20 protein-coding genes are annotated in these 17,978 nt (G+C 66.0%); 8 read left to right on the top strand and 12 right to left on the bottom strand.

The annotated features are described in order from the left end of the window. Nucleotides 1–88 precede the first annotated feature (88 nt). From ACP16H_RS04080 to ACP16H_RS04070, 3 genes are all read left to right on the top strand, one after another. Nucleotides 89–1,330 carry a hypothetical protein gene (locus ACP16H_RS04080; RefSeq protein ID WP_425070977.1) on the top strand — a complete coding sequence of 414 codons (1,242 nt, stop codon included), beginning with the start codon at nt 89–91 and terminating at the stop codon, nt 1,328–1,330. Next, nucleotides 1,327–2,685, top strand: a complete 1,359-nt coding sequence (locus ACP16H_RS04075) for a cytochrome P450 (RefSeq protein ID WP_425070976.1) — start codon at nt 1,327–1,329, stop codon at nt 2,683–2,685. The genes ACP16H_RS04080 and ACP16H_RS04075 overlap by 4 nt, the downstream gene beginning before the upstream one ends. Before the next feature lie 229 nt (nt 2,686–2,914). Then, nucleotides 2,915–3,811: a fructose bisphosphate aldolase gene (locus ACP16H_RS04070; RefSeq protein WP_425070975.1), complete on the top strand. Its 897-nt coding sequence runs from the start codon at nt 2,915–2,917 to the stop codon at nt 3,809–3,811. 186 nt (nt 3,812–3,997) lie between these two features. Here the strand turns inward: ACP16H_RS04070 and ACP16H_RS04065 are convergent, their stop codons facing one another. Beyond that, nucleotides 3,998–4,657, bottom strand: coding sequence for a helix-turn-helix transcriptional regulator (locus tag ACP16H_RS04065; protein WP_425070974.1), 660 nt, complete (start codon nt 4,655–4,657; stop codon nt 3,998–4,000). 223 nt (nt 4,658–4,880) lie between these two features. Between ACP16H_RS04065 and ACP16H_RS04060 the strand changes: the two genes are divergently transcribed. Genes ACP16H_RS04060 through ACP16H_RS04045 form a run of 4 tightly spaced genes read left to right on the top strand, consistent with a single transcriptional unit; the run spans nt 4,881 to nt 7,401 of the window. Continuing rightward, complete coding sequence (locus tag ACP16H_RS04060; RefSeq protein ID WP_425070973.1) at nt 4,881–5,099, top strand: twin-arginine translocase TatA/TatE family subunit; 219 nt, start codon at nt 4,881–4,883, stop codon at nt 5,097–5,099. A gap of 6 nt (nt 5,100–5,105) precedes the next feature. Beyond that, a complete protein-coding gene (gene tatB / locus ACP16H_RS04055; protein WP_425070972.1) occupies nt 5,106–5,588 on the top strand; it encodes a Sec-independent protein translocase protein TatB in 483 nt (160 codons plus the stop codon). Beyond that, a complete protein-coding gene (tatC, locus tag ACP16H_RS04050; protein ID WP_425070971.1) occupies nt 5,585–6,541 on the top strand; it encodes a twin-arginine translocase subunit TatC in 957 nt (318 codons plus the stop codon). Before tatB ends, tatC begins: the two co-directional genes overlap by 4 nt. Before the next feature lie 20 nt (nt 6,542–6,561). Then, complete coding sequence (locus ACP16H_RS04045) at nt 6,562–7,401, top strand: ATP-binding protein (protein WP_425071128.1); 840 nt, start codon at nt 6,562–6,564, stop codon at nt 7,399–7,401. A 165-nt stretch (nt 7,402–7,566) separates the two neighbouring features. Here ACP16H_RS04045 and ACP16H_RS04040 read toward each other — a convergent pair whose 3' ends face one another. The 5 genes from ACP16H_RS04040 to ACP16H_RS04020 form a co-directional block, all read right to left on the bottom strand. Continuing rightward, a complete protein-coding gene (locus tag ACP16H_RS04040; protein ID WP_425070970.1) occupies nt 7,567–8,778 on the bottom strand; it encodes a peptidoglycan DD-metalloendopeptidase family protein in 1,212 nt (403 codons plus the stop codon). 64 nt (nt 8,779–8,842) lie between these two features. Beyond that, a complete protein-coding gene (locus tag ACP16H_RS04035; protein ID WP_425070969.1) occupies nt 8,843–9,484 on the bottom strand; it encodes a protein-L-isoaspartate(D-aspartate) O-methyltransferase in 642 nt (213 codons plus the stop codon). After that, nucleotides 9,481–10,266, bottom strand: coding sequence for a 5'/3'-nucleotidase SurE (gene surE, locus ACP16H_RS04030; RefSeq protein WP_425070968.1), 786 nt, complete (start codon nt 10,264–10,266; stop codon nt 9,481–9,483). The genes ACP16H_RS04035 and surE overlap by 4 nt, the downstream gene beginning before the upstream one ends. A 255-nt stretch (nt 10,267–10,521) precedes the next feature. Next, entirely contained in the window at nt 10,522–11,163 is a 642-nt protein-coding gene (locus ACP16H_RS04025; RefSeq protein WP_425070967.1) for an SDR family NAD(P)-dependent oxidoreductase, read from the bottom strand. A gap of 70 nt (nt 11,164–11,233) precedes the next feature. Continuing rightward, on the bottom strand, nt 11,234–11,803 hold the full coding sequence (locus tag ACP16H_RS04020; protein ID WP_425070966.1) for a hypothetical protein: 570 nt from the start codon (nt 11,801–11,803) through the stop codon (nt 11,234–11,236). Nucleotides 11,804–11,936: 133 nt separating this feature from the next. Between ACP16H_RS04020 and ACP16H_RS04015 the strand changes: the two genes are divergently transcribed. Beyond that, complete coding sequence (locus ACP16H_RS04015; RefSeq protein WP_425070965.1) at nt 11,937–12,248, top strand: hypothetical protein; 312 nt, start codon at nt 11,937–11,939, stop codon at nt 12,246–12,248. 3 nt (nt 12,249–12,251) lie between these two features. On the opposite strand, the gene ACP16H_RS04010 is transcribed toward ACP16H_RS04015, so the two are convergent. From ACP16H_RS04010 to radA, 6 genes are all read right to left on the bottom strand, one after another. Continuing rightward, nucleotides 12,252–12,515, bottom strand: coding sequence for an amidophosphoribosyltransferase (locus tag ACP16H_RS04010; RefSeq protein WP_425070964.1), 264 nt, complete (start codon nt 12,513–12,515; stop codon nt 12,252–12,254). 232 nt (nt 12,516–12,747) lie between these two features. Then, nucleotides 12,748–13,341, bottom strand: a complete 594-nt coding sequence (locus tag ACP16H_RS04005) for a hypothetical protein (RefSeq protein ID WP_425070963.1) — start codon at nt 13,339–13,341, stop codon at nt 12,748–12,750. A gap of 41 nt (nt 13,342–13,382) precedes the next feature. Then, on the bottom strand, nt 13,383–13,931 hold the full coding sequence (locus ACP16H_RS04000; protein ID WP_425070962.1) for a DUF2199 domain-containing protein: 549 nt from the start codon (nt 13,929–13,931) through the stop codon (nt 13,383–13,385). Between the two features lie 62 nt (nt 13,932–13,993). Beyond that, entirely contained in the window at nt 13,994–15,472 is a 1,479-nt protein-coding gene (gene purF, locus ACP16H_RS03995) for an amidophosphoribosyltransferase (RefSeq protein WP_425070961.1), read from the bottom strand. Between the two features lie 261 nt (nt 15,473–15,733). Then, nucleotides 15,734–16,297, bottom strand: coding sequence for a CvpA family protein (locus ACP16H_RS03990; protein ID WP_425070960.1), 564 nt, complete (start codon nt 16,295–16,297; stop codon nt 15,734–15,736). Between the two features lie 60 nt (nt 16,298–16,357). Further along, nucleotides 16,358–17,725, bottom strand: a complete 1,368-nt coding sequence (gene radA, locus ACP16H_RS03985) for a DNA repair protein RadA (protein WP_425070959.1) — start codon at nt 17,723–17,725, stop codon at nt 16,358–16,360. Nucleotides 17,726–17,978 lie beyond the last annotated feature (253 nt).

The following is a 17,978-nucleotide window of genomic DNA, read 5'->3' as shown; positions in this document are numbered from 1 at the left end:
GGGGCGATTTTTCCACGGCAAAATCGCGGTCCCCTGCGCCTTACTCTTGCCTGAATAACTGGTTAATCTTGCCCCAAAGAGGCGAGGCATGACAGAGCAGGCAGCCCAATCCACCACCGTCCGCAGGCGCCGGGTGTTCTACATTCCGGGCTACGATCCGATTCATCCGCGCCGTTACCGGGAGTTGTACCGCAAAGAGGGCGCGGCGCAGGCGGAGATCTCGGACTATTCCCTGACGTTGAAGCCGAAGCAGACCGGCAGGGCCTATGGCTGGCACGTGGAGAGCGAGCAGGACGGCGTCGCGGTCGCGGCGGATGTGGAGGTGCTGGTCTGGTCTGACATCGTGCGGGACTCGATGTCGAACACCATCCCTGCGACCTATGCGCAACTGGTGCGCACGGCGTGGGAGTATATTGCGACGGGCGCTCTGTGGCGGCTGATGAAGCTGCGCAAGGGACCGGTGATCGCGGCGCTCTACCCGATCGGCGCCTTGTTGTTGCAGTTGGTGCTGGCGCTCGTGCTTGGCTGGTACAGCTTCGTTGTCGCGGCTTTCGGAGCCGGTTGGCTGATCGGCGGCTGGACGATATGGCCCGCCATGGTTTTGGGTCTGGCTGTCGTCTGGTCGGTGCTGCGCTGGTTCAAGGCGAAGGACGGCAAGGTTTTCGCCTATTACCTGATGCATGACTACGCCTATTCGGCGCGCTGGCGGGGGGCGAACCCTCCGGCGCTGGAGGCGCGGATGGCGGCGTTCGGCGACAGTATCGCGCAGGCGCTGACGGAGGACTGGGACGAGGTGCTGGTGGTCGGTCATTCCTCTGGCGCGCATCTCGGTGTGTCGATCCTTGCGGATCTGGTGCGGGGGGGGCGCGTGCCTGCGGAGGGTCCGGCGCTGGGGTTCCTGAGCCTTGGGCAGGTGGTGCCGATGGTGTCGTTCCTGCGTGATGCGCATCGGCTGCGGCGCGATCTGCACGACCTGTCGGCCCGTCCGGAGCTGACCTGGGTAGACGTCACCGCGCCCGGTGATGGCTGTGCCTTTGCGCTGTGCGATCCGGTTTCGGTGTCGGGCGTGGCTCCCGAGGGCAAGAAATGGCCGCTGGTCTTCTCGGCACAGTTCACGAAATCGCTCTCGCCCGAACGGTGGAAGGCGCTGCGGTGGAAGTTCTTCCGCTTGCATTTTCAGTATCTCTGCGCCTTCGACCGGCCCTTGGATTACGACTACTTCCGCATCACCGCCGGGCCGCTGACGCTGGCGGCGCGCTATGCGGACAGGCCGCCCTCGGCCAGCCGGATCGACTATGCGGTGTCAAAATATAGGGGCATGGCCCCGTGACCGGGCTGCCGCCGAAACCCGCCGCGCGACCGGACCGCGTGTCGCTGTGGCGCTACGTGAAACTGTTCCGGCAAGACATCCTGTCGGCGCAGCCCGCGCGGCTGTACCGGGCGTGGATGGCGGAGTTCCGGACGCCCTTCTTCCGGTCCTACCTGGTGAACCAGCCGGACCTCGTGGCGGAAGTGCTGAAGGCGCGCCCGATGGACTTTCCGAAATCGGACCGGATCGGCGCGGGTCTGCGGCCGCTCTTGGGCGAGTCGGTCTTCCTGACCAATGGCGATACGTGGAAGCGGCAGCGGCGGATCATCGACCCGGCTTTCGAAGGCGGGCGGCTGAAGGAGACCTTCCCAGCCATGTGGGCGGCGGCGGCTGCGGCGCGGGACCGTCTGGCGGCCAGGGCCGGTCAGGTGGTGGAGATCGAGGAGGAAGCCAGCCACTTTGCCGCCGACGTGATCTTTCGCACGTTGTTCTCGATCCCGATCGAGGACGCGGTGGCCAGCCGGGTGTTCCACGAGTTCCGCGCCTACCAGCGGACGCAGCCGATCCTGAACCTCGCCGCCTTCATCCCCGGTCCGCGCTGGATGCCGCGGTTCTTCCGGCGCGATACCAAGGCGGCGGCGAAACGCATCCGGGGGCTGATTACGCAACTGACGGAACGGCGGGCGGCGGAAATCGCCGCCGGGACCGCGCCGGATGACCTCGCGACCAAGATCATGACCAAGGTGGACCCCGAGACGGGAGAGACCTTTACCCCCGCCGAGATGGTCGACCAAGTGGCGATCTTCTTCCTCGCGGGGCACGAGACCAGCGCCTCGGCCTTGGGATGGGCCCTGTATCTTTTGGCGTTGTTCCCGGAGTGGCAGGACCGTCTGGCGGAGGAAGCGCAGGCGGGACTGAAGGAGGGCACGTTCTCCGAAGTGGCCAAGCTGCGGGTAAGCCGCGATGTGTTCCGCGAGACGCTGCGGCTCTATCCGCCGGTGCCGATGATGGTGCGCGAGACGACTTGTCCCGAACGGTTCCGCGACCGGGACGTTCCGAAGGGGGCGCAGGTGGTGCTGTCGCCCTGGCATTTGCATCGGCATGAACGCATCTGGGAACGCCCGGACGACTTCGACCCGGGCCGTTGGCAGACCGAAGCGGGCAAGACCTGCGGGCGGGACGCGTGGATTCCTTTTTCGGCCGGACCGAGGGTCTGTACCGGCGCAGGATTCGCCATGGTCGAGGGGCCACTGATGCTGGCGCTGTTGCTGCGTGATCTGAAGGTCGGTCGCGTCGACGGCCGCGATCCGGTGCCGGAGGCGCATCTGACTGTCAGGGCGCGCGACGGCATCTGGTTGCAGGTAGAAAAGCGGTGACGGTGGTGGCCGTGGCAAGCATCGTTGTGAGTATTTGAACCAAGAAGAAGCAGGGCGCGCGTTCGTGCTTCTTCTTGGTGCAAATACTCAAATCCATCATCTCCATCAGCGCGGCGCTGCCGGGCATGAAAGCTTTGCCACGTTTAGCGATAACAGCCTGATCTGCCTCTAGGTTTGCGGGAAAAAGCCGGGTAACGGATGGGTAACCAATTTGACCGGGAGTGGCATGATGGCATCCGCAGCTTTTGCAGACATGAAGAAACAGATGGCCGAAGGGCAGGGCTTTATCGCGGCGCTGGACCAGTCCGGCGGGTCGACGCCAAAGGCGCTGGGACTCTATGGTGTGACCGAGGACATGTATGACGGCGAGGCCGCCATGTATGACGAGATCCACCAGATGCGCACGCGGATCATAACGGCACCGGATTTCACCAAGGCCAAGGTGCTGGGCGCGATCCTGTTCGAGCGCACCATGCGCGGCGAAGTGGGCGGCAAGCCGACGGCCCTGGCGCTGTGGGAAGATCGCGGTATCGTGCCGTTCCTGAAGATCGACAAGGGTCTGGAGGCCGAGGCCAACGGCGTGCAGATGATGAAGCCGATCCCGGGTCTGGAAGAGACGCTGAAGGAAGCGGCGGGTTTCGGCATCTTCGGCACCAAGGAGCGCTCGGTCATCAACGAGGCGAATGCCGAGGGCATCGCCGCCGTGGTGGCGCAGCAGTTCGAGGTCGGCAAGACCGTGTTGTCCTGCGGGTTGGTGCCGATCCTCGAACCGGAGGTGAACATCAAATCCGCCACCAAGGCCGAGGCGGAGGAGATCCTGAAGGCGGAACTGGCCAAGGGGCTGGACGCTCTGGACGAGGGGCAGGACGTGATGCTGAAGCTGTCGATCCCGACGGTGGACGGCTTGTACGATTCGCTGGCGGATCACCCGCGCGTGGTGCGCGTGGTGGCGCTGTCGGGCGGCTATTCGACCGATGAGGCCTGTGAGCGGCTGGCACGTCAGCCGAAGATGATCGCGTCCTTCTCGCGCGCGTTGGCCGAGGGGCTGACGAAGCAGATGTCGGATGCGGATTTCAACGCGGCGCTGGGGTCGAACATCGACAAGATCTACCAGGCGTCGCTGTAAGTTCGGCTGATTGATGGGTTGAGGCCTCGCGCGGTGCGCGGGGCCTTTTTTGTTGGCGGAGCGGCGTGGCCTGCGGGGGGCTTTGCCCCCAAAACCGGTTGCGGTTTGCCGCGCTGAGCGCGACGGGTGGGGGCTTTGCCCCCAAACCCCCAAGGTATTTTGGAAACCAAAGAAGCAGGGGCGCGGTCAGGTGCTGCGGGCGCGCCAGTCTGCGAGTGTGCGGCCGGGTTCGTTTACGAAGAGCGAGGGCAGGGGACGGAGATCCTCGATCCGGTCGATGCGGAAGCCGAGGAAGTCGGAGGTGGTTTCGGACCAGCCGATGCAGGTCCAGACGCGGCCGAAGTAGTCGATGTGCAGCGGGCGCAGGTCGTGGGTGGTGCCTGCCAGCGTGACGCGCAGTTTCTGACGGGCACGGATGGCGGCGCGGATAGCGGGCATGTGGGTGAAGCCCCGGGCGGCCTCGGCGAAGGCATCGGTGGCAAAGCCGAAGGGGGCGGAGGGTTGCGAGGAATCCTCGGGGAGGATGGCGTCGATCTTGGCCGCGAGGGCACGGGCGGCGGCGGCGTGCTCCTCCATGCCGGATGCGCCGAGGGCGGCGAGGGCGAGGTGCAGGGCCTCGAGTTCCGCTTCGGTCAGGTTCAGCGGCGGCAGGGTGATGGCGGCCTGAACGGTGTAGCCGTAGCCGCGCGTGCCCTCGACCGGGACGCCGGAGGCGGCGAGGACCTCCATGTCGCGGTAGATGGTGCGGACCGAGACATCCAGGTCCTGGGCCATGGCCTCGGCTGTGTGCAGGCGCCCGTCGCGCAGGCGCTGGGTGAGGGCGTAGAGGCGGTCCTTGCGATTCATCTGCGCGCCTTTCGTGGCCGGGAGCGCGCGAATTTTCTGCGAAAATTCGGGCGGTCCGGGCGGACATACTGACAGAATCCTGACAACTGACAACCTCATGACACATACACCTGTGTGATGCGTCCGTTTGGTCCTTTTCCCGCTTCGCACCATGCCGTATTCAGCAGTCCGAATTTACACGTGCGGCCCGGGAAGGGGCTGCCGAGACAACGGAGACAAACCCATGGGTATCGGAAACATCGGCCTGCCGGGCCTTCTGCTGATTGCTGTCGTCGTGCTGGTGCTGTTCGGGCGCGGCAAGATCTCTTCGCTGATGGGCGAAGTGGGCAAGGGCATCACCGCCTTCAAGCAGGGCGTGAGCGAAGGCGGCAAGGAAATCGAGGACCAGAAGGCTGACGAGGCCAAGGACGTGACCCCGGCCTCCGACAAGGACAAGGTGTAATCCTTTATGCCGCTGGTATTCGATTTCGGCTTTGGCGAGCTGCTGGTCATCGGGATCGTGGCGCTGATCGTCGTCGGTCCCAAGGAATTGCCGCAGCTGTTCCGCACGGTTGGTCAGTTCATGGGCAAGGCCCGCGGCATGGCGCGCGAGTTCAGCCGGGCCATGAACGATGCTGCCGACGAGGCGGGCGTCAAGGACATCCAGAAGACCATCCGCACGGCCACCAACCCGGTCGGCAGCGCGATGGACAGCGTCAAGGATGCCGCGAAGTCGATGACGGACATCAATCCGAATTCGGAAACCGGCAAGCTGGCGAAGGAACGCGAGGACGCCCGAAAGAAGATCGAGGCCAATGCCGCCCGCGCCGCGGCCGAGCGCAAGAAGCGCGAGGCCGAGGAGGCTGCGGCCAAGGCGGCCGAGATGGAGCGGGCCCTGGCCGAGGATGCGGCCACCGAGGCATCGGGCAAGGACGAGGCTGATAAGGCATGAGCCAGACACAAGACGAGCTTGAGGACAGCTCTGCCCCGCTGATCGAGCATCTGGCCGAGCTGCGTACGCGGCTGATCCGGTCGATCCTCGCGCTGTTCGTGGGCATCTGCGTGATGTTCATTCCGATCCAGGGCGATTTCTTGGCGGAGTATGTGCTGCGCTTCCTGCTGGGGCCGATCGAGGCGACGCTGCGCGCGCTTGGCGACCCGGCACCGACGCTGCAATACACCAGCCCGCAGGAATACCTGTTCGTGCTGTTCCGCATCGCCATGGTGTTCGGCTTCGGGCTGTCCTTCCCGGTGATCGCCTATCAGTTGTGGCGCTTTGTTGCGCCGGGGCTGTACAAGTCCGAGAAGGGGGCGTTCCTGCCCTTCCTGATCGCCTCGCCGGTGATGTTCCTGCTGGGCGGCAGTTTCGCGCATTTCGTCGTGACGCCGCTGGCGATGACTTTCTTCCTGGGCTTCACCGACGCGCCGTCGATCTTTGCCAACCTGCTGGGCGGTGCGGTGGATGTTCCCGCAGCCACGGCGGTTGTGCCGGAGACGGCGCAAGGCATCAGGATCACCTTCTTCGGCAAGGTGAACGAGTCGCTCCAGACCTCGCTGGTGTTCATCGTCTCCTTTGGCCTGTGTTTCCAGCTGCCGGTGCTGCTGACGCTGATGGGCAAGGCGGGACTGGTGTCCGCCGAAGGCTTGGGATCGGTGCGCAAATACGCGGTCGTGGCGATCCTGATCCTCGCCGCCGTGGTGACGCCGCCGGACGTTGTGTCTCAGGTTATCCTGTTTACCGTGGTTTACGGGCTCTACGAGGTGTCGATCTTCCTCGTGCGCCACACCGAGAAGAAGCGCGAGAAGGACCTGAAGGCCCAGGGCCTGTGGTTCGATGACGACCCGGCAGAGGCGTCGAAGGACGATCCGCTGCTGAAGGAGTTTGACGAAGGTGAGAAGCCGTGACCACCAGTGACCGAGACGTGATGGCCCTGGCGCAGCCGCTGGAGCGGATTGCCGGGGCGCTGGAGCGGATGTCTCCGCCACCGATGGGACAGCCGGATTTCGGGGTCGAGGCCTTTGTGTGGGAGACTGAACCGGACCGGCTGGTGCCGGTCGACCGGGTGAGCCGCGTGGCACTGGACCTGCTGATCGGCATCGACCGGGCGCGCGACACGCTGTTCGCCAATACCCTGCAGTTTGCCAAGGGACTGCCTGCGAACAACGCGCTGCTTTGGGGCGCGCGGGGCATGGGCAAGTCGTCGGTGGTAAAGGCGGTGCATGCCGCCGTGTGCGCCGAGGGGCTGGACCTGAAGCTGGTGGAACTGCAGCGCGAGGACCTGCCGACGGTGGGTCGCCTTCTGGAAGTGCTGCGGCGCGCGCCTTACCGGTTCGTGCTGTTCTGCGACGACCTGTCGTTCTCGCATGACGACCAGCATTACAAGAGCCTGAAGGCGGTGCTGGATGGCGGTGTCGCGGGGCGTCCGGACAATGTGGTGCTTTATGCGACGTCGAACCGGCGCCACCTGATGCCGCGCGACATGATCGAGAACGAGCGTGGCTCTGCGATCAACCCGAGCGAGGCGGTGGAGGAAAAGGTGTCCCTGTCCGACCGGTTTGGTCTGTGGCTGGGGTTCCATCCCTGTTCGCAGGACGAGTACCTCGACATGATCCGGGGTTACTGTACCGCGCATGGTGTGGAGGTCGAGCCGGAGGTGCTGCGCGCCGAGGCCATCGAGTGGCAGGCAACGCGCGGGTCGCGGTCGGGCCGGGTGGCCTGGCAGTTCTTTGTCGATCTCGCGGGACGCAAGGGCGTCACGCTGTAAGCGGTTTCGCCTGAGCTGACGCTCAGGCGACCGGTTGGGGGCTTTGCCCCCAAACCCCCAGGATATTTGCACCAAGAAGAAGCAGGAGCGCGCGGTCCTGCTTCTTTGGTTTTCAAAATACCTCGGGGGAGCCGACGGCGGGGGCAGAGCCCCCTTCGACGGTGATTACTTGAGATAGGCCATCGGGTCCGTGCTGTCGAAGCCCTTGCGGACTTCGAAGTGCAGGAAGGAGGGCGAGCCTGCGCCCACCCGGGCGATGGTCTGGCCCTTGCTGACGGCGTCGCCCTTCTTGACCGAGATGTCGTCGACATGGGTGTAGACGGTGATCAGGTCGCCCGGATGGCGGATCAGCAGCAGTTTCACGCCTTCTGTGGTGGTGGAGATCGAGGCGACGGAGCCGGAGGCGGCGGCCTTGACCGGTTGTCCGGCAGAGGCGGAAATGTCGATGCCCTCGTTCTTTCCCTTGGAATATTCGCGGATGATGGAGCCGGAGACAGGCATGGCCATCTGGGCCGACGACGACGCCGGTTTCGCGGCGCTCTGGCCGATGTCGGCCACGGGTGCGGCGGGTTTCGGGGCGGGTGCGGCGGTCGCGGTCGCGGCGGCGGGCGTCGTCGAGGCGAGTGGCGTTTCGTCCACCGTCGGCAGCGGAGTCGCCGAAGACGGCGGCACCGGGGTCGGAGAGACGGCGCCGGGCTGCGTGGTGGAGGTGCCGGACGCCGCCATTTCGGCGGTGGGTGGAATCAGCAGGAACTGGCCTTCGCGGATGGTGAAATCCTTGTCGAGACCGTTCCATTCCGCCAGCGAGCGCGGGCTGACGTTGTAGAGCCGCGCGATCGTGAACGCCGTTTCACCGCGGGCGACCTGGTGGCGGATCGGTTCGACGCCTTCGGTGGCAGCGGCAACGTCGCGACGGGTCGAGGCGGGCGCCCGGTCGATGGCAGCCCCGGCCAGTGTGGTGACGTCCACGGTGGCGGCGGGCTTGATCGGACCGGTGGTGGCGGCACCGGTGGCGGGCGAGGGCTCCGGAACCCGGCGCGGCAGGGCGATGATCTCGCCGCGACGCAGGGGGTCGTCAACCTTCACGCCATTGTAGCGGGCCAGTTCTTCGGCGGGCAGGCCGACGCGGGCGGCGATCTGGGCCACGGTATCGCCACGGCCGGCGACGGCCACCTGATAGCTGGGATAAGAGATCACGCCGCGGTTGTCCGGGCTGGGACGCGTGCCGGTGGCGTTGGCTGCGGCGGTGGAGGTGTCCACGGGACCGCCGATGCGTCCTCGCATGTCCACGTCGAGTGGACCGGAACAGGCGCCGAGCGCGGCCATCATGGCCATGGCAGAGAGGGGGCGCGCCCATGTCAGGGATTTCGTCGTCATCTCGATGTCCTCGTTCCATGCGCCCCTTGTTCCGGGGCGTCACGCCAAAACCAATTCACGGGGATCAGTCCTTCCCCAGACCTTCCACCAGCGGCACGAAGCGCACGGGGCGCATTTCCTCGTATTCGAAGCCCGTTTCCGTCCGCAGCACCCGGATCAGGTGTTGCACGGCATCGGACTGGCCCACCGGTACGACCATGATACCGCCAATCTTGAGCTGGGCCAAGAGCGGCCCGGGCGGGTCTTCGGCGGCGGCGGTCACGAGGATGCGATCAAACGGGGCCTGATCGGGCAGGCCAAAGCTGCCGTCGGCGGTAAAGGCGGTGATGTTCACCAGTTCCAGCGCGTCGAACACCTTGCGCGCCTGCGTCACCAGCCGCTTGTGGCGGTCGACGGTGTAGACGCGGCGGGCCAGCTGGCTGAGGACGGCGGCCTGGTAGCCGGAGCCTGTACCGACCTCGAGCACCTTGTCGCGCGGGCCGACCTGGAGCGCCTGCGTCATGAGGCCCACAACGGAGGGCTGCGAGATCGTCTGGCCGCAGGCGATGGGCAGGGGCATGTCCTCGTAGGCACGTTCCGAGAAGTAGCCCTGGATGAACAGGCCACGGTCGATCTTTTCCATGGCGGACAGGACGGCATTGTCCGTCACGCCCTTGGAGCGCAGCGCAAAAAGGAACTGCATCTTGGCCTCTGCGTCGAAGCTCATTTCAGCGCGTCCTGCATGGCGGCAAGCGAGGCGTGGCAGGTCAGGTCGGCGCGCATGGGCGTGACCGAGATCCAGCCGTCGAGGTTCTGCGCGGCGTCGGTGCCGGCGGCGACGGGGGCACGCTGGTCGCCGCCCTTGGCCCAGAGGAACCGGCGGTTCGACGGAGACAGGTGCGGTTCCACGGTAAAACGCGTGTTCTCGCGGATGCCTTGCGGGCAGGCTTGCAGGCCCTTGACGCCCGAGGCCGGCACCGGCGGGAAATTCACGTTGTAGAACAGGCGGTAGCCGGACTGATCGGCGGCGTCGAAGGCGAGGATCTTGCGGATGGTATCGGCGCCATGTTCGGCGGCGGCCTCGAAAGGGTTGTCGATGTGATAATTCTGCGGGCCGAGGTATTGGGACAGCGCGATGGCGCGCAGGCCTTGCAACGCGCCTTCGAGCGCACCGCCGAGGGTGCCGGAATAGAGCGCGTTTTCAGCAGAATTGTTGCCCCGGTTCACGCCCGACAGCACGAGGTCGATGGGCTGACCCTTGAGCACGTCATGCACCCCGGCGAGGATGCAATCGGCGGGGCTGCCTTCGGCGGCGTACCGGCGGGGACCGAGTTCCGAGATCATCGTGGGATGCGCGTAGGAAATGCAATGCGCGACACCAGATTGCTCAAAGGCAGGCGCGACGGTCCAGACCTCGCCATCGGGGCCTGCAAGGTCGGCGGCGATGCGTTCCAGCACGTGCAGGCCCGGTGCATTGATGCCGTCGTCGTTGGTGATGAGAATACGCATGTGCCTGCCCCTCGTGTTTCGTTGTCTTTATGGGATGGGGCGGCGTGGGGCAAGCGGTGCGGGCGCGGGGCGGACACGGCACCGTTGCGTTGTTGGATTGGTGCGCGACCTCGCGCGGCCTGGGGCGGAAAATGCCAGCGATGCAGGGGGTATGGCAAAGGGATGGCCGTGGGGCGACGCTGTGTTAACCGGGCGAGGGCCGTGTCAGGCAAGTTGGGGCGGCCACCGGAACCGCCCCGATCTCTGTCCGTACCGTCAGAGGTCGAGTTCGCCCAGAAGGCGCGTGGCTTCCTCGGCCGGAGTGGCCAGCGCGGCGTGGTCTTCGCCAGGATAGAACCGGGCGCGGTGCGCGGTGCCCATCGGAGCCGGGTTCAGGATGTGGACCTTCGGGCCCGTCTTTTCCGATTCGCCCTGCCACGTCCGGGCCAGGGCGATCTGCGCGGTCTTGGTCGTGCCGTAGTGGCCATAGAACTTCTGGCCACCGCGCGGGTCGTCGAAAAACAGCGCTGTCCCCTCGGTGCCAAGCAGCGGCGCGATGAAGGGGATCATGTGGCCCATGGCAGAGACATTGGTGTTGACCGACTTGTCCCAGTCCTTCTGGTCAAGCTGCCATGCGGGCGTCAGGGGGGCGGTGTGGATCGCCGTATGCGCCCATAGCGCGATGCCGCCCCAGCGGTCGTAGATCGAGCGGCAGAGATACGCCATGGCATCGCGGTTGGTGATGTCCATGGGCGCAAGGCTGGCCTCGCCTCCCTTGGCCTTGATGGCGTCGTCAAGGTCTTCGAGACCGCCCACGGTACGGGCGACGGCAAAGATGTGATACTCGGGTGCGAGGGACAGGGCGAGGGCGTAGCCCAGGCCGCGCGAGGCACCGGTGATGAGGGCGATCTTGGTCATAAGCGCGGTTTGGCGCTGAATCGGGGGCAGGTCAAGCGGGCTTGGCAGGGCAGGAGGCCGCAGGGGCCGGTCAGCCGCGCGGCGCGAATTGCGGAAAGCGGCGGTGGATGAGCGCGGCCAGATCGCGGCCCTGGTCCGGGTCAAGGCCCATGCCAAAGCCGATGGTGTAATTGCCGTAGTCGAATTTCAGCGTACCAAGGTCGCGGCGGGCCTTCAGGCCGGAGCCCGGCAGGCTGGCCACTTCGCTGTCGGTATGCGTCGCGCGCAGGTTGGTGACGGCGCTGGCGTCGCAGGTCGTGACGCGGCGGCGAAAGGGCATGGCGCGGGTCACGGTGACAAGGTGGTCCGAGACGGTGAGGCGCTCGTACCCGCCGAGTTCCCAGAGGAAATCGGTTATGATGCGAAACCCGCCGAGGGTCCATGCCGTGAGCCAGATCAGCATGAAGGCCGCCACGATTGGCTCCATCCCGAACCAGAAGAGGGCGAGCAGGACGCTGACCTCGCCGGCGGCCCAGCCGCAGAGCCAAAGGCCGACGAAGACCAGTTTCACCGGCTGGCGTTTTACCCGCAGGCGGATGGCCAGCGTGTCGGGATCGGTGTCGGTTTCGAGGATGGCGCGGGAATAGGATGTGTCTGACATGTGCTGCGTGAAATGGCGTTTTGTGCAGGTTAACGGGGGGATGCGTGTTTGGCGAGGGGCTGCGCGCGGCGATGTGACTGGCCTGACGGGAAGACATCGGGCAGGCTGCTGGCAAGGTTGTGGAGGTCTGGCGATGAAATACGGATGGATCGGGGTGTGTATCGCCCTGGCGGCGGGTGCGGCGCAGGCGGACGAGATCAGCGGACAATGGTGTGGCCCGGACGGGCGGTCGGTGACGGTGCTGGGCGACACGGTGGTGACGCCGGGCGGGACCGAGGTGCCGGGGTGGTACAGCCGCCACCGCTACGAGTTCCTGCTGCCCGAGGGCGAGGCGGGTGCAGGCGAGAGCGTGGTGATCCGGCAGCTGTCCGAGGAAGAGTCCATGGTCAGCTTTGGCGAGGCCGAGGCGGTGCTGTGGACGCGCTGCCGGGAAGTGACCAGCTGAGGATCAGTTGGTCACGGGCTGCGCGAGCCACTTTGTCGCGCCGTTCTGGGCAAAGGCGAGGCGGCCCGTTTCGATGGCGATGATCGGGCTTTTGCCGATGCGGTCGCCGACCTTGAGTTCGACCACATCGCCGCCCGAGGTGCGCACAAGGGCGCGGGGTTTGGTATCGCTGCCGAAGGTGCCGAGCAGGATCAGCCCGGAGAGATTGCCTGCGGCCTGTTCGGTCGCGGCCTGAGCCACCGCGGCGGGTGTGGTTTCCTGTGCCATATCGGCCCCCAATGTGTTCGAGACTGTGTTCGCCGGGGGCATCTACTGCGCGACATCGGACGCTGAAAGGCGGGTGGCGCAGGCTGTGCGGAGGTTTGCCGGTCGCGGTGCTGCGGTGCGGCATGTTCTTGCCGGGGCTCTGACGGGCGCGTCGGGTGGCACTGTTCGGGCTGCGCCCGAAGGCGCCCACCCGCCGACCCTCGCGATGGTTGCGCAGACATCTGCCGAAGGCTCAGCGCTGGGTGATGGAGAACTGTGAGAGGTAAGCGAAGACTTCGGCGCGCCAGTGCGTGTTCTGCAGGTCGGGGTCGTTTGCGAAACTGCGCGCCCGCGCCGAGTAGGACAGCGTGACCAGAATGTCGCCCCGGCGGGTCAGCACGGCGAACGTGATTTCGTCCAGCCCTTCGGGCGCGTCGAAGCCGGCTTTGGTGCCGAAGCATGTGAGAAGGGCGTTGAGGCGGTCCGGGGACTCCGAGTGGATTTCGGTCCCGGCGGTGTCGCAAGCCCAGCCATAGGGGGCGGCAAGATCGGTGAGAGCCTCGGTCAGGGTCGCCTCGGAGGGCGTTTCCAGCGTCAGCCTGATGCGGTCGCTCCAGTTGGCCGGGGACTGCGGCCGCTGGTGCCAGGTGGCGGTGGTCAGGGTGCTGCCGCCTTCGGTCTGGCCCTCGGTCACGGAACGCCAGGAGGGTGTCCAGCCGTCGCGGTTCCATGGCAGGGCGGGAAGGGTCACGGTGAGGCCGTTGAGTGTCACGATCTCGGGGTCTGCGGCGGCGAGGGTGCCAGGCAGGAACAGAAGAGGCAGAATGAGGATGTGAAGCACACGCATGGCGCGAAAATGCGCGTGGCCGGGCCTTGGCGCAAGTGGCATCAGCCTGCCAGATGCGGGCGGATGTCCTGACCGGCGGCGGCGTAGATGTCGAGCAGGTCGTCGAAGGAAATGCCGTTTGTCTGCGCCTCTTGTAGCGGACCTTCGGTCGCGGTGGCCGTCGGGCGCTGGGTGGCGTCGGGGGCGGTCAGGGTGACGGGCGTGGCCTCGGCATCGAAACCGGGGAGCGTGTTGGCGGTCAGCCCCTCGGCGGTGAAACCAGCGCCGGTGTCGAAGGTGTCGAGATAGGCGTGCAGGGTCTCGCGCGTGACCTCGACCCAGAGGCCGAAGTTGAAGGTCTCATCCGCCCCGCGCAGGGGCAGCGGCAGGGTCGCGCGCAGGAAGTAGCGGCCATCGAGGCGGCAGAGGTCGGCGGTCAGACGGTCCTCGCCCACGTGCATGTCGTCGCTGTCGCGCGGGCCGTGGGGCCAGTCCTCGGGTTCCTCGAAGCCGATGTCGAAGATCCCGTCAAAGCTGCGCCCGTCGATCTGGCTGCTGTAAGTCGGGTCGTTCAGGCGTTTCCAGCGGGCGTCGAGGTCGAGCAGGTTCATGTCATGTCCCAAAGCGAAAGGGCGACCCGGTGGATCGCCCTTTATCGTTTAATCCGAGAGGCTTATTCCGCCGCCTTCATCTTGAAACCCTGTTCGACCATGTCGGCGGGTTTCACCGGGTATTCACCCGAGAAGCAGGCGTCGCAGTATTGCGGGCACTTGGAATTGCGGCCCTCGGCCTCGCCCACGGCGCGGTAGAGCCCGTCGAGCGAGATGAATTTCAGCGAGTCGACGCCCAGGTGGTCGCGCATCTCGTCCTCGGACATGGTGGCGGCCAGCAGCTTTTCGCGCTGGGGCGTGTCGACGCCGTAGAAGCAGGGCCAGGCGGTGGGCGGGCTTGCGATGCGGAAGTGTACCTCTGCAGCGCCCGCGTCGAGGATCATCTCCTTGATCTTGCGGGAGGTGGTGCCGCGCACAACGGAGTCGTCGACGAGGATGACCTTCTTGCCCTGGATCAGCGAGCGGTTCACGTTGAGCTTCAGGCGCACGCCCATGTTGCGGATCTGCTCGGTCGGTTCGATGAAGGTCCGGCCCATGTACTGGTTGCGGATGATGCCCATGCCGAAGGGAATGCCGGATTCATGGGCGAAACCGATGGCGGCGGGGGTGCCGGAATCGGGCACGGCGCAGACGAGGTCAGCCTCGACCGGGGCTTCGCGCGCCAGTTCCACGCCGATCTGGCGGCGGGTTTCATACACGCTGCGGCCACCGATGATCGAATCGGGGCGCGAGAAATAGACGTGTTCGAAGATGCAGAAGCGCGATTGCGCGGGGCGGAAGGGGTGCGAGGATTCGACGCCGCCCTTGGAGGTGATGACCACCATCTCACCCGGCTCGATCTCGCGGATGTATTCGGCACCGATGATGTCGAGCGCGCAGGTTTCCGACGAGAGCACCCAGCCGTCATCGCCGATCTTGCCCAGCACCAGCGGCCGCACGCCCAGCGGGTCGCGCACGCCGATCAGCTTCGTCCGGGTCATGGCGACGACCGAGAAGGCGCCCTCGACGCGGCGCAGCGCGTCCTCCATGCGGGAGGGGATGTCGCGTTGCAGCGAGCGTGCCATCAGGTGGATGATGCATTCCGAATCCGACGAGGACTGGAAGATCGAGCCACGCTCGATCAGCTCGCGCCGGAGCGCGTTGGCATTGGTGATGTTGCCGTTGTGGGCAATCGCCGCGCCGCCCATGGAGAATTCGCCAAAGAACGGCTGCACGTCGCGGATCGCGGGGGCCTTGGACCCGGCGGTGGAGTAGCGCACATGGCCAATGGCCAGCGCACCGGGCAGGGTTTCCATCAGCGAGGCGCGGGTGAAGTTGTCCCGCACGTAGCCGAAGCGGCGGACCGAGTTGAAGCCTTCGGAGGGGGCGTAGGACACGATGCCCCCGGCCTCTTGTCCGCGGTGTTGCAGGGCGTGCAGGCCGAGGGCGACGAAGTTGGCAGCATCTGCAACGCCAACGACGCCGAAGACACCACATTCTTCGTGGAGTTCGTCACCGGCTGCGTCGAAGGGGTTGGCGGCAATGAAGCGGGGTTCGGACAAGGGGAGGTCTCCGATTCCGGGGCAGTTGATGGCTCACATAAGGGGTATCGGGCCGAGTGTCACGGAAGGATCACAAAACTATGCGTGAGAAGCGTTGTCGCGGGGGAAAATGGGCACAAAGGCCGTGGTTGCATGCGGGATGCATGGATTTGCGGCGGGGCCGGAAACTTTGAAAGTTTCCGGGACGAAGTCTTTTGAAGACTTCGTCGGGCGCATGAAAAAGGGGCCTCGTGGGCCCCTTCGATGTGGTGTGAGTGGCGCTTACTGCTGCGGCGCGGCGCAGACGCCCACCAGCTGTTCGTATTGCGCGGTGATCCAGCCGAGCGCCTGCTCGGGGTTCTGTTCCTCGATCTTGCCCGTGAACTGGCTGAACACGGCGGCGGAGCGCGAGTCGTTGATCATCGGGATGTCCTGCGAGGTGATGACCGTCTGGTAGACGAAGAAGCCGATCGCCACGAGCAGGATGCCGCGTGCCACGCCGAAGAAGAACCCAAGCGCCTGATCGAAAGCGCCGAGCGCCGAGCGGTGGATCAGCGAGGAGAAGAGCGGCGTGAACAGCGAGACCACCAGCAGCGCCAGGGTGAACACGGCGGCAAAGGCTGCGATGACCGACAGTTCGCAGCTGTCCGAGAGGAACTTGCCAACGACGGGCGCTTCCTTGACCAGCGGTTGGACCTGTGCGGCGAACATGAAGGCGAGGATGGCCGCCGCGACCCAGCCGAGAATCGCCATGACCTCACGCACGAGGCCGCGCGAATAGGCCAGCAATGCCGACATGACGATGATCAGGCCGACAATGCCGTCGACGATCGTGAAACCTTCCATACCCGCGCCTTTCGCCTCAGTTCCTGTATACCCGTACACATCCGGGGCCGTGTGTTTGCGTCAGCCGGCCCCGAAGACCTCGCCGACGAACCCGGCCAGATCGCTCATCTGGGTGAGCTTCATCTCGGCCCCGCCCTGCGCCTTGCCGCCTGTCGGCAGAATCGCGGTGGAGAAACCAAGTTTGGCGGCTTCCTTCAAGCGGTTTTCGGTCTGTCCGACGGGTCTCAGGGCACCTGATAGGCTGATTTCGCCGAAAACGACAGTCTCGGGGGGGAGCGCCGCGTCCTCGCGGGCGGAAAGTAGCGCAGCCGCCACAGCCAGATCGGCGGCGGGTTCGCCCACGCGCATGCCGCCCGCGACGTTCAGGTATACGTCGAGGCCGGCAAAGGGGATGCCGCAGCGCGATTCGAGCACGGCGAGGATCATGGCAAGGCGGGAGCCGTCCCAGCCCACGACCGACCGGCGGGGTTGTGAATGGGGCGAGGGGGCGACGAGCGCCTGGAATTCCACCAGCACGGGGCGCGTGCCCTCGATCCCGGAGAAGACCACCGAGCCGGGGGCCGGTTCACCGCGTTCGGCGAGGAACAGGGCGGAGGGGTTGCGGACCTCGGACAGGCCGCCGCCGGTCATCTCGAAGACGCCGATTTCGTCGGCGGGGCCGAAGCGGTTCTTGACGGAGCGCAGGATGCGGAACTGGTGGCCGCGCTCGCCCTCGAAGTAGAGGACGGTGTCGACCATGTGTTCCACGACGCGCGGGCCTGCGAGGTTGCCCTCCTTGGTGACGTGGCCGACCATGACGACGGAGCAGCCGCGGCGTTTGGCAAAGCTGGTCAGCTCATGGGCGGCGGCGCGGACCTGGGAGACCGAGCCGGGCGCGCTGTCGACGTTGTCGGCCCACATGGTCTGGATCGAATCGACGATGGCGAGGTCGGGTTTGACCTCGTCGAGCGTGGTGAGGATGTCGCGCAGGTTGGTTTCCGTCGCCAGTTTCACCGGGGCATCCTGAAGGTCGAGCCGTTGCGCGCGCAGGCGGACCTGTGCGGAGGCTTCCTCGCCGGAGATATATACGACCTTCAGCCCGGCGCGGGCAAAGGCGGCGGCGGCCTGCAGCAGCAGCGTGGACTTGCCGATGCCCGGATCGCCGCCGACGAGGACGGCAGAGGCTGGGACAAGCCCGCCGCCCAGCACACGGTCCAACTCGTCGATGCCGCAGGCGGTGCGCGGCGGCGGGGCTTCCTTGGCCGAGAGGTCGGTCAGGGGCAGCTTGCGGCCCCGGCTTTGACCAAGGGATTTTCCGGCGGGACCTTGCGCCAGCGGAGTTTCCTCGACGATGGAATTCCACTCGCCGCAGGCTTCGCAGCGCCCGGCCCATTTGGTTCCGGCGGTGCCGCAGCTTTGGCAGACATAGCGGGCAGATGCTTTGGCCATGGTCGGTGTCCTCGTCGCGTTGGACCTGCGGTGTAGCGGGGTTTTGCGCGGATGGGAATGAAGGGTTTCGGCCGGGCTGCGCCCGCCCGACCGGCGCGCCTTCGGCGCGGCTGGGGCGCTGCCCCAGACCCCGAGGGTATTTGCATCAAGATGAAGGAGACGCGCGCTCCATGCCCTTCATCTTGATGCAAATACCCTCGGGGGAGGCCGCAGGCCGGGGGCAGAGCCCCCTTGCACGCCGAAGGCGTGCGGA

The sequence above is a fragment of the Sagittula sp. S175 genome (assembly GCF_049800975.1).
GTDB lineage: Bacteria > Pseudomonadota > Alphaproteobacteria > Rhodobacterales > Rhodobacteraceae > Sagittula.
This window is presented reverse-complemented; position numbering and strand designations above follow the sequence as displayed.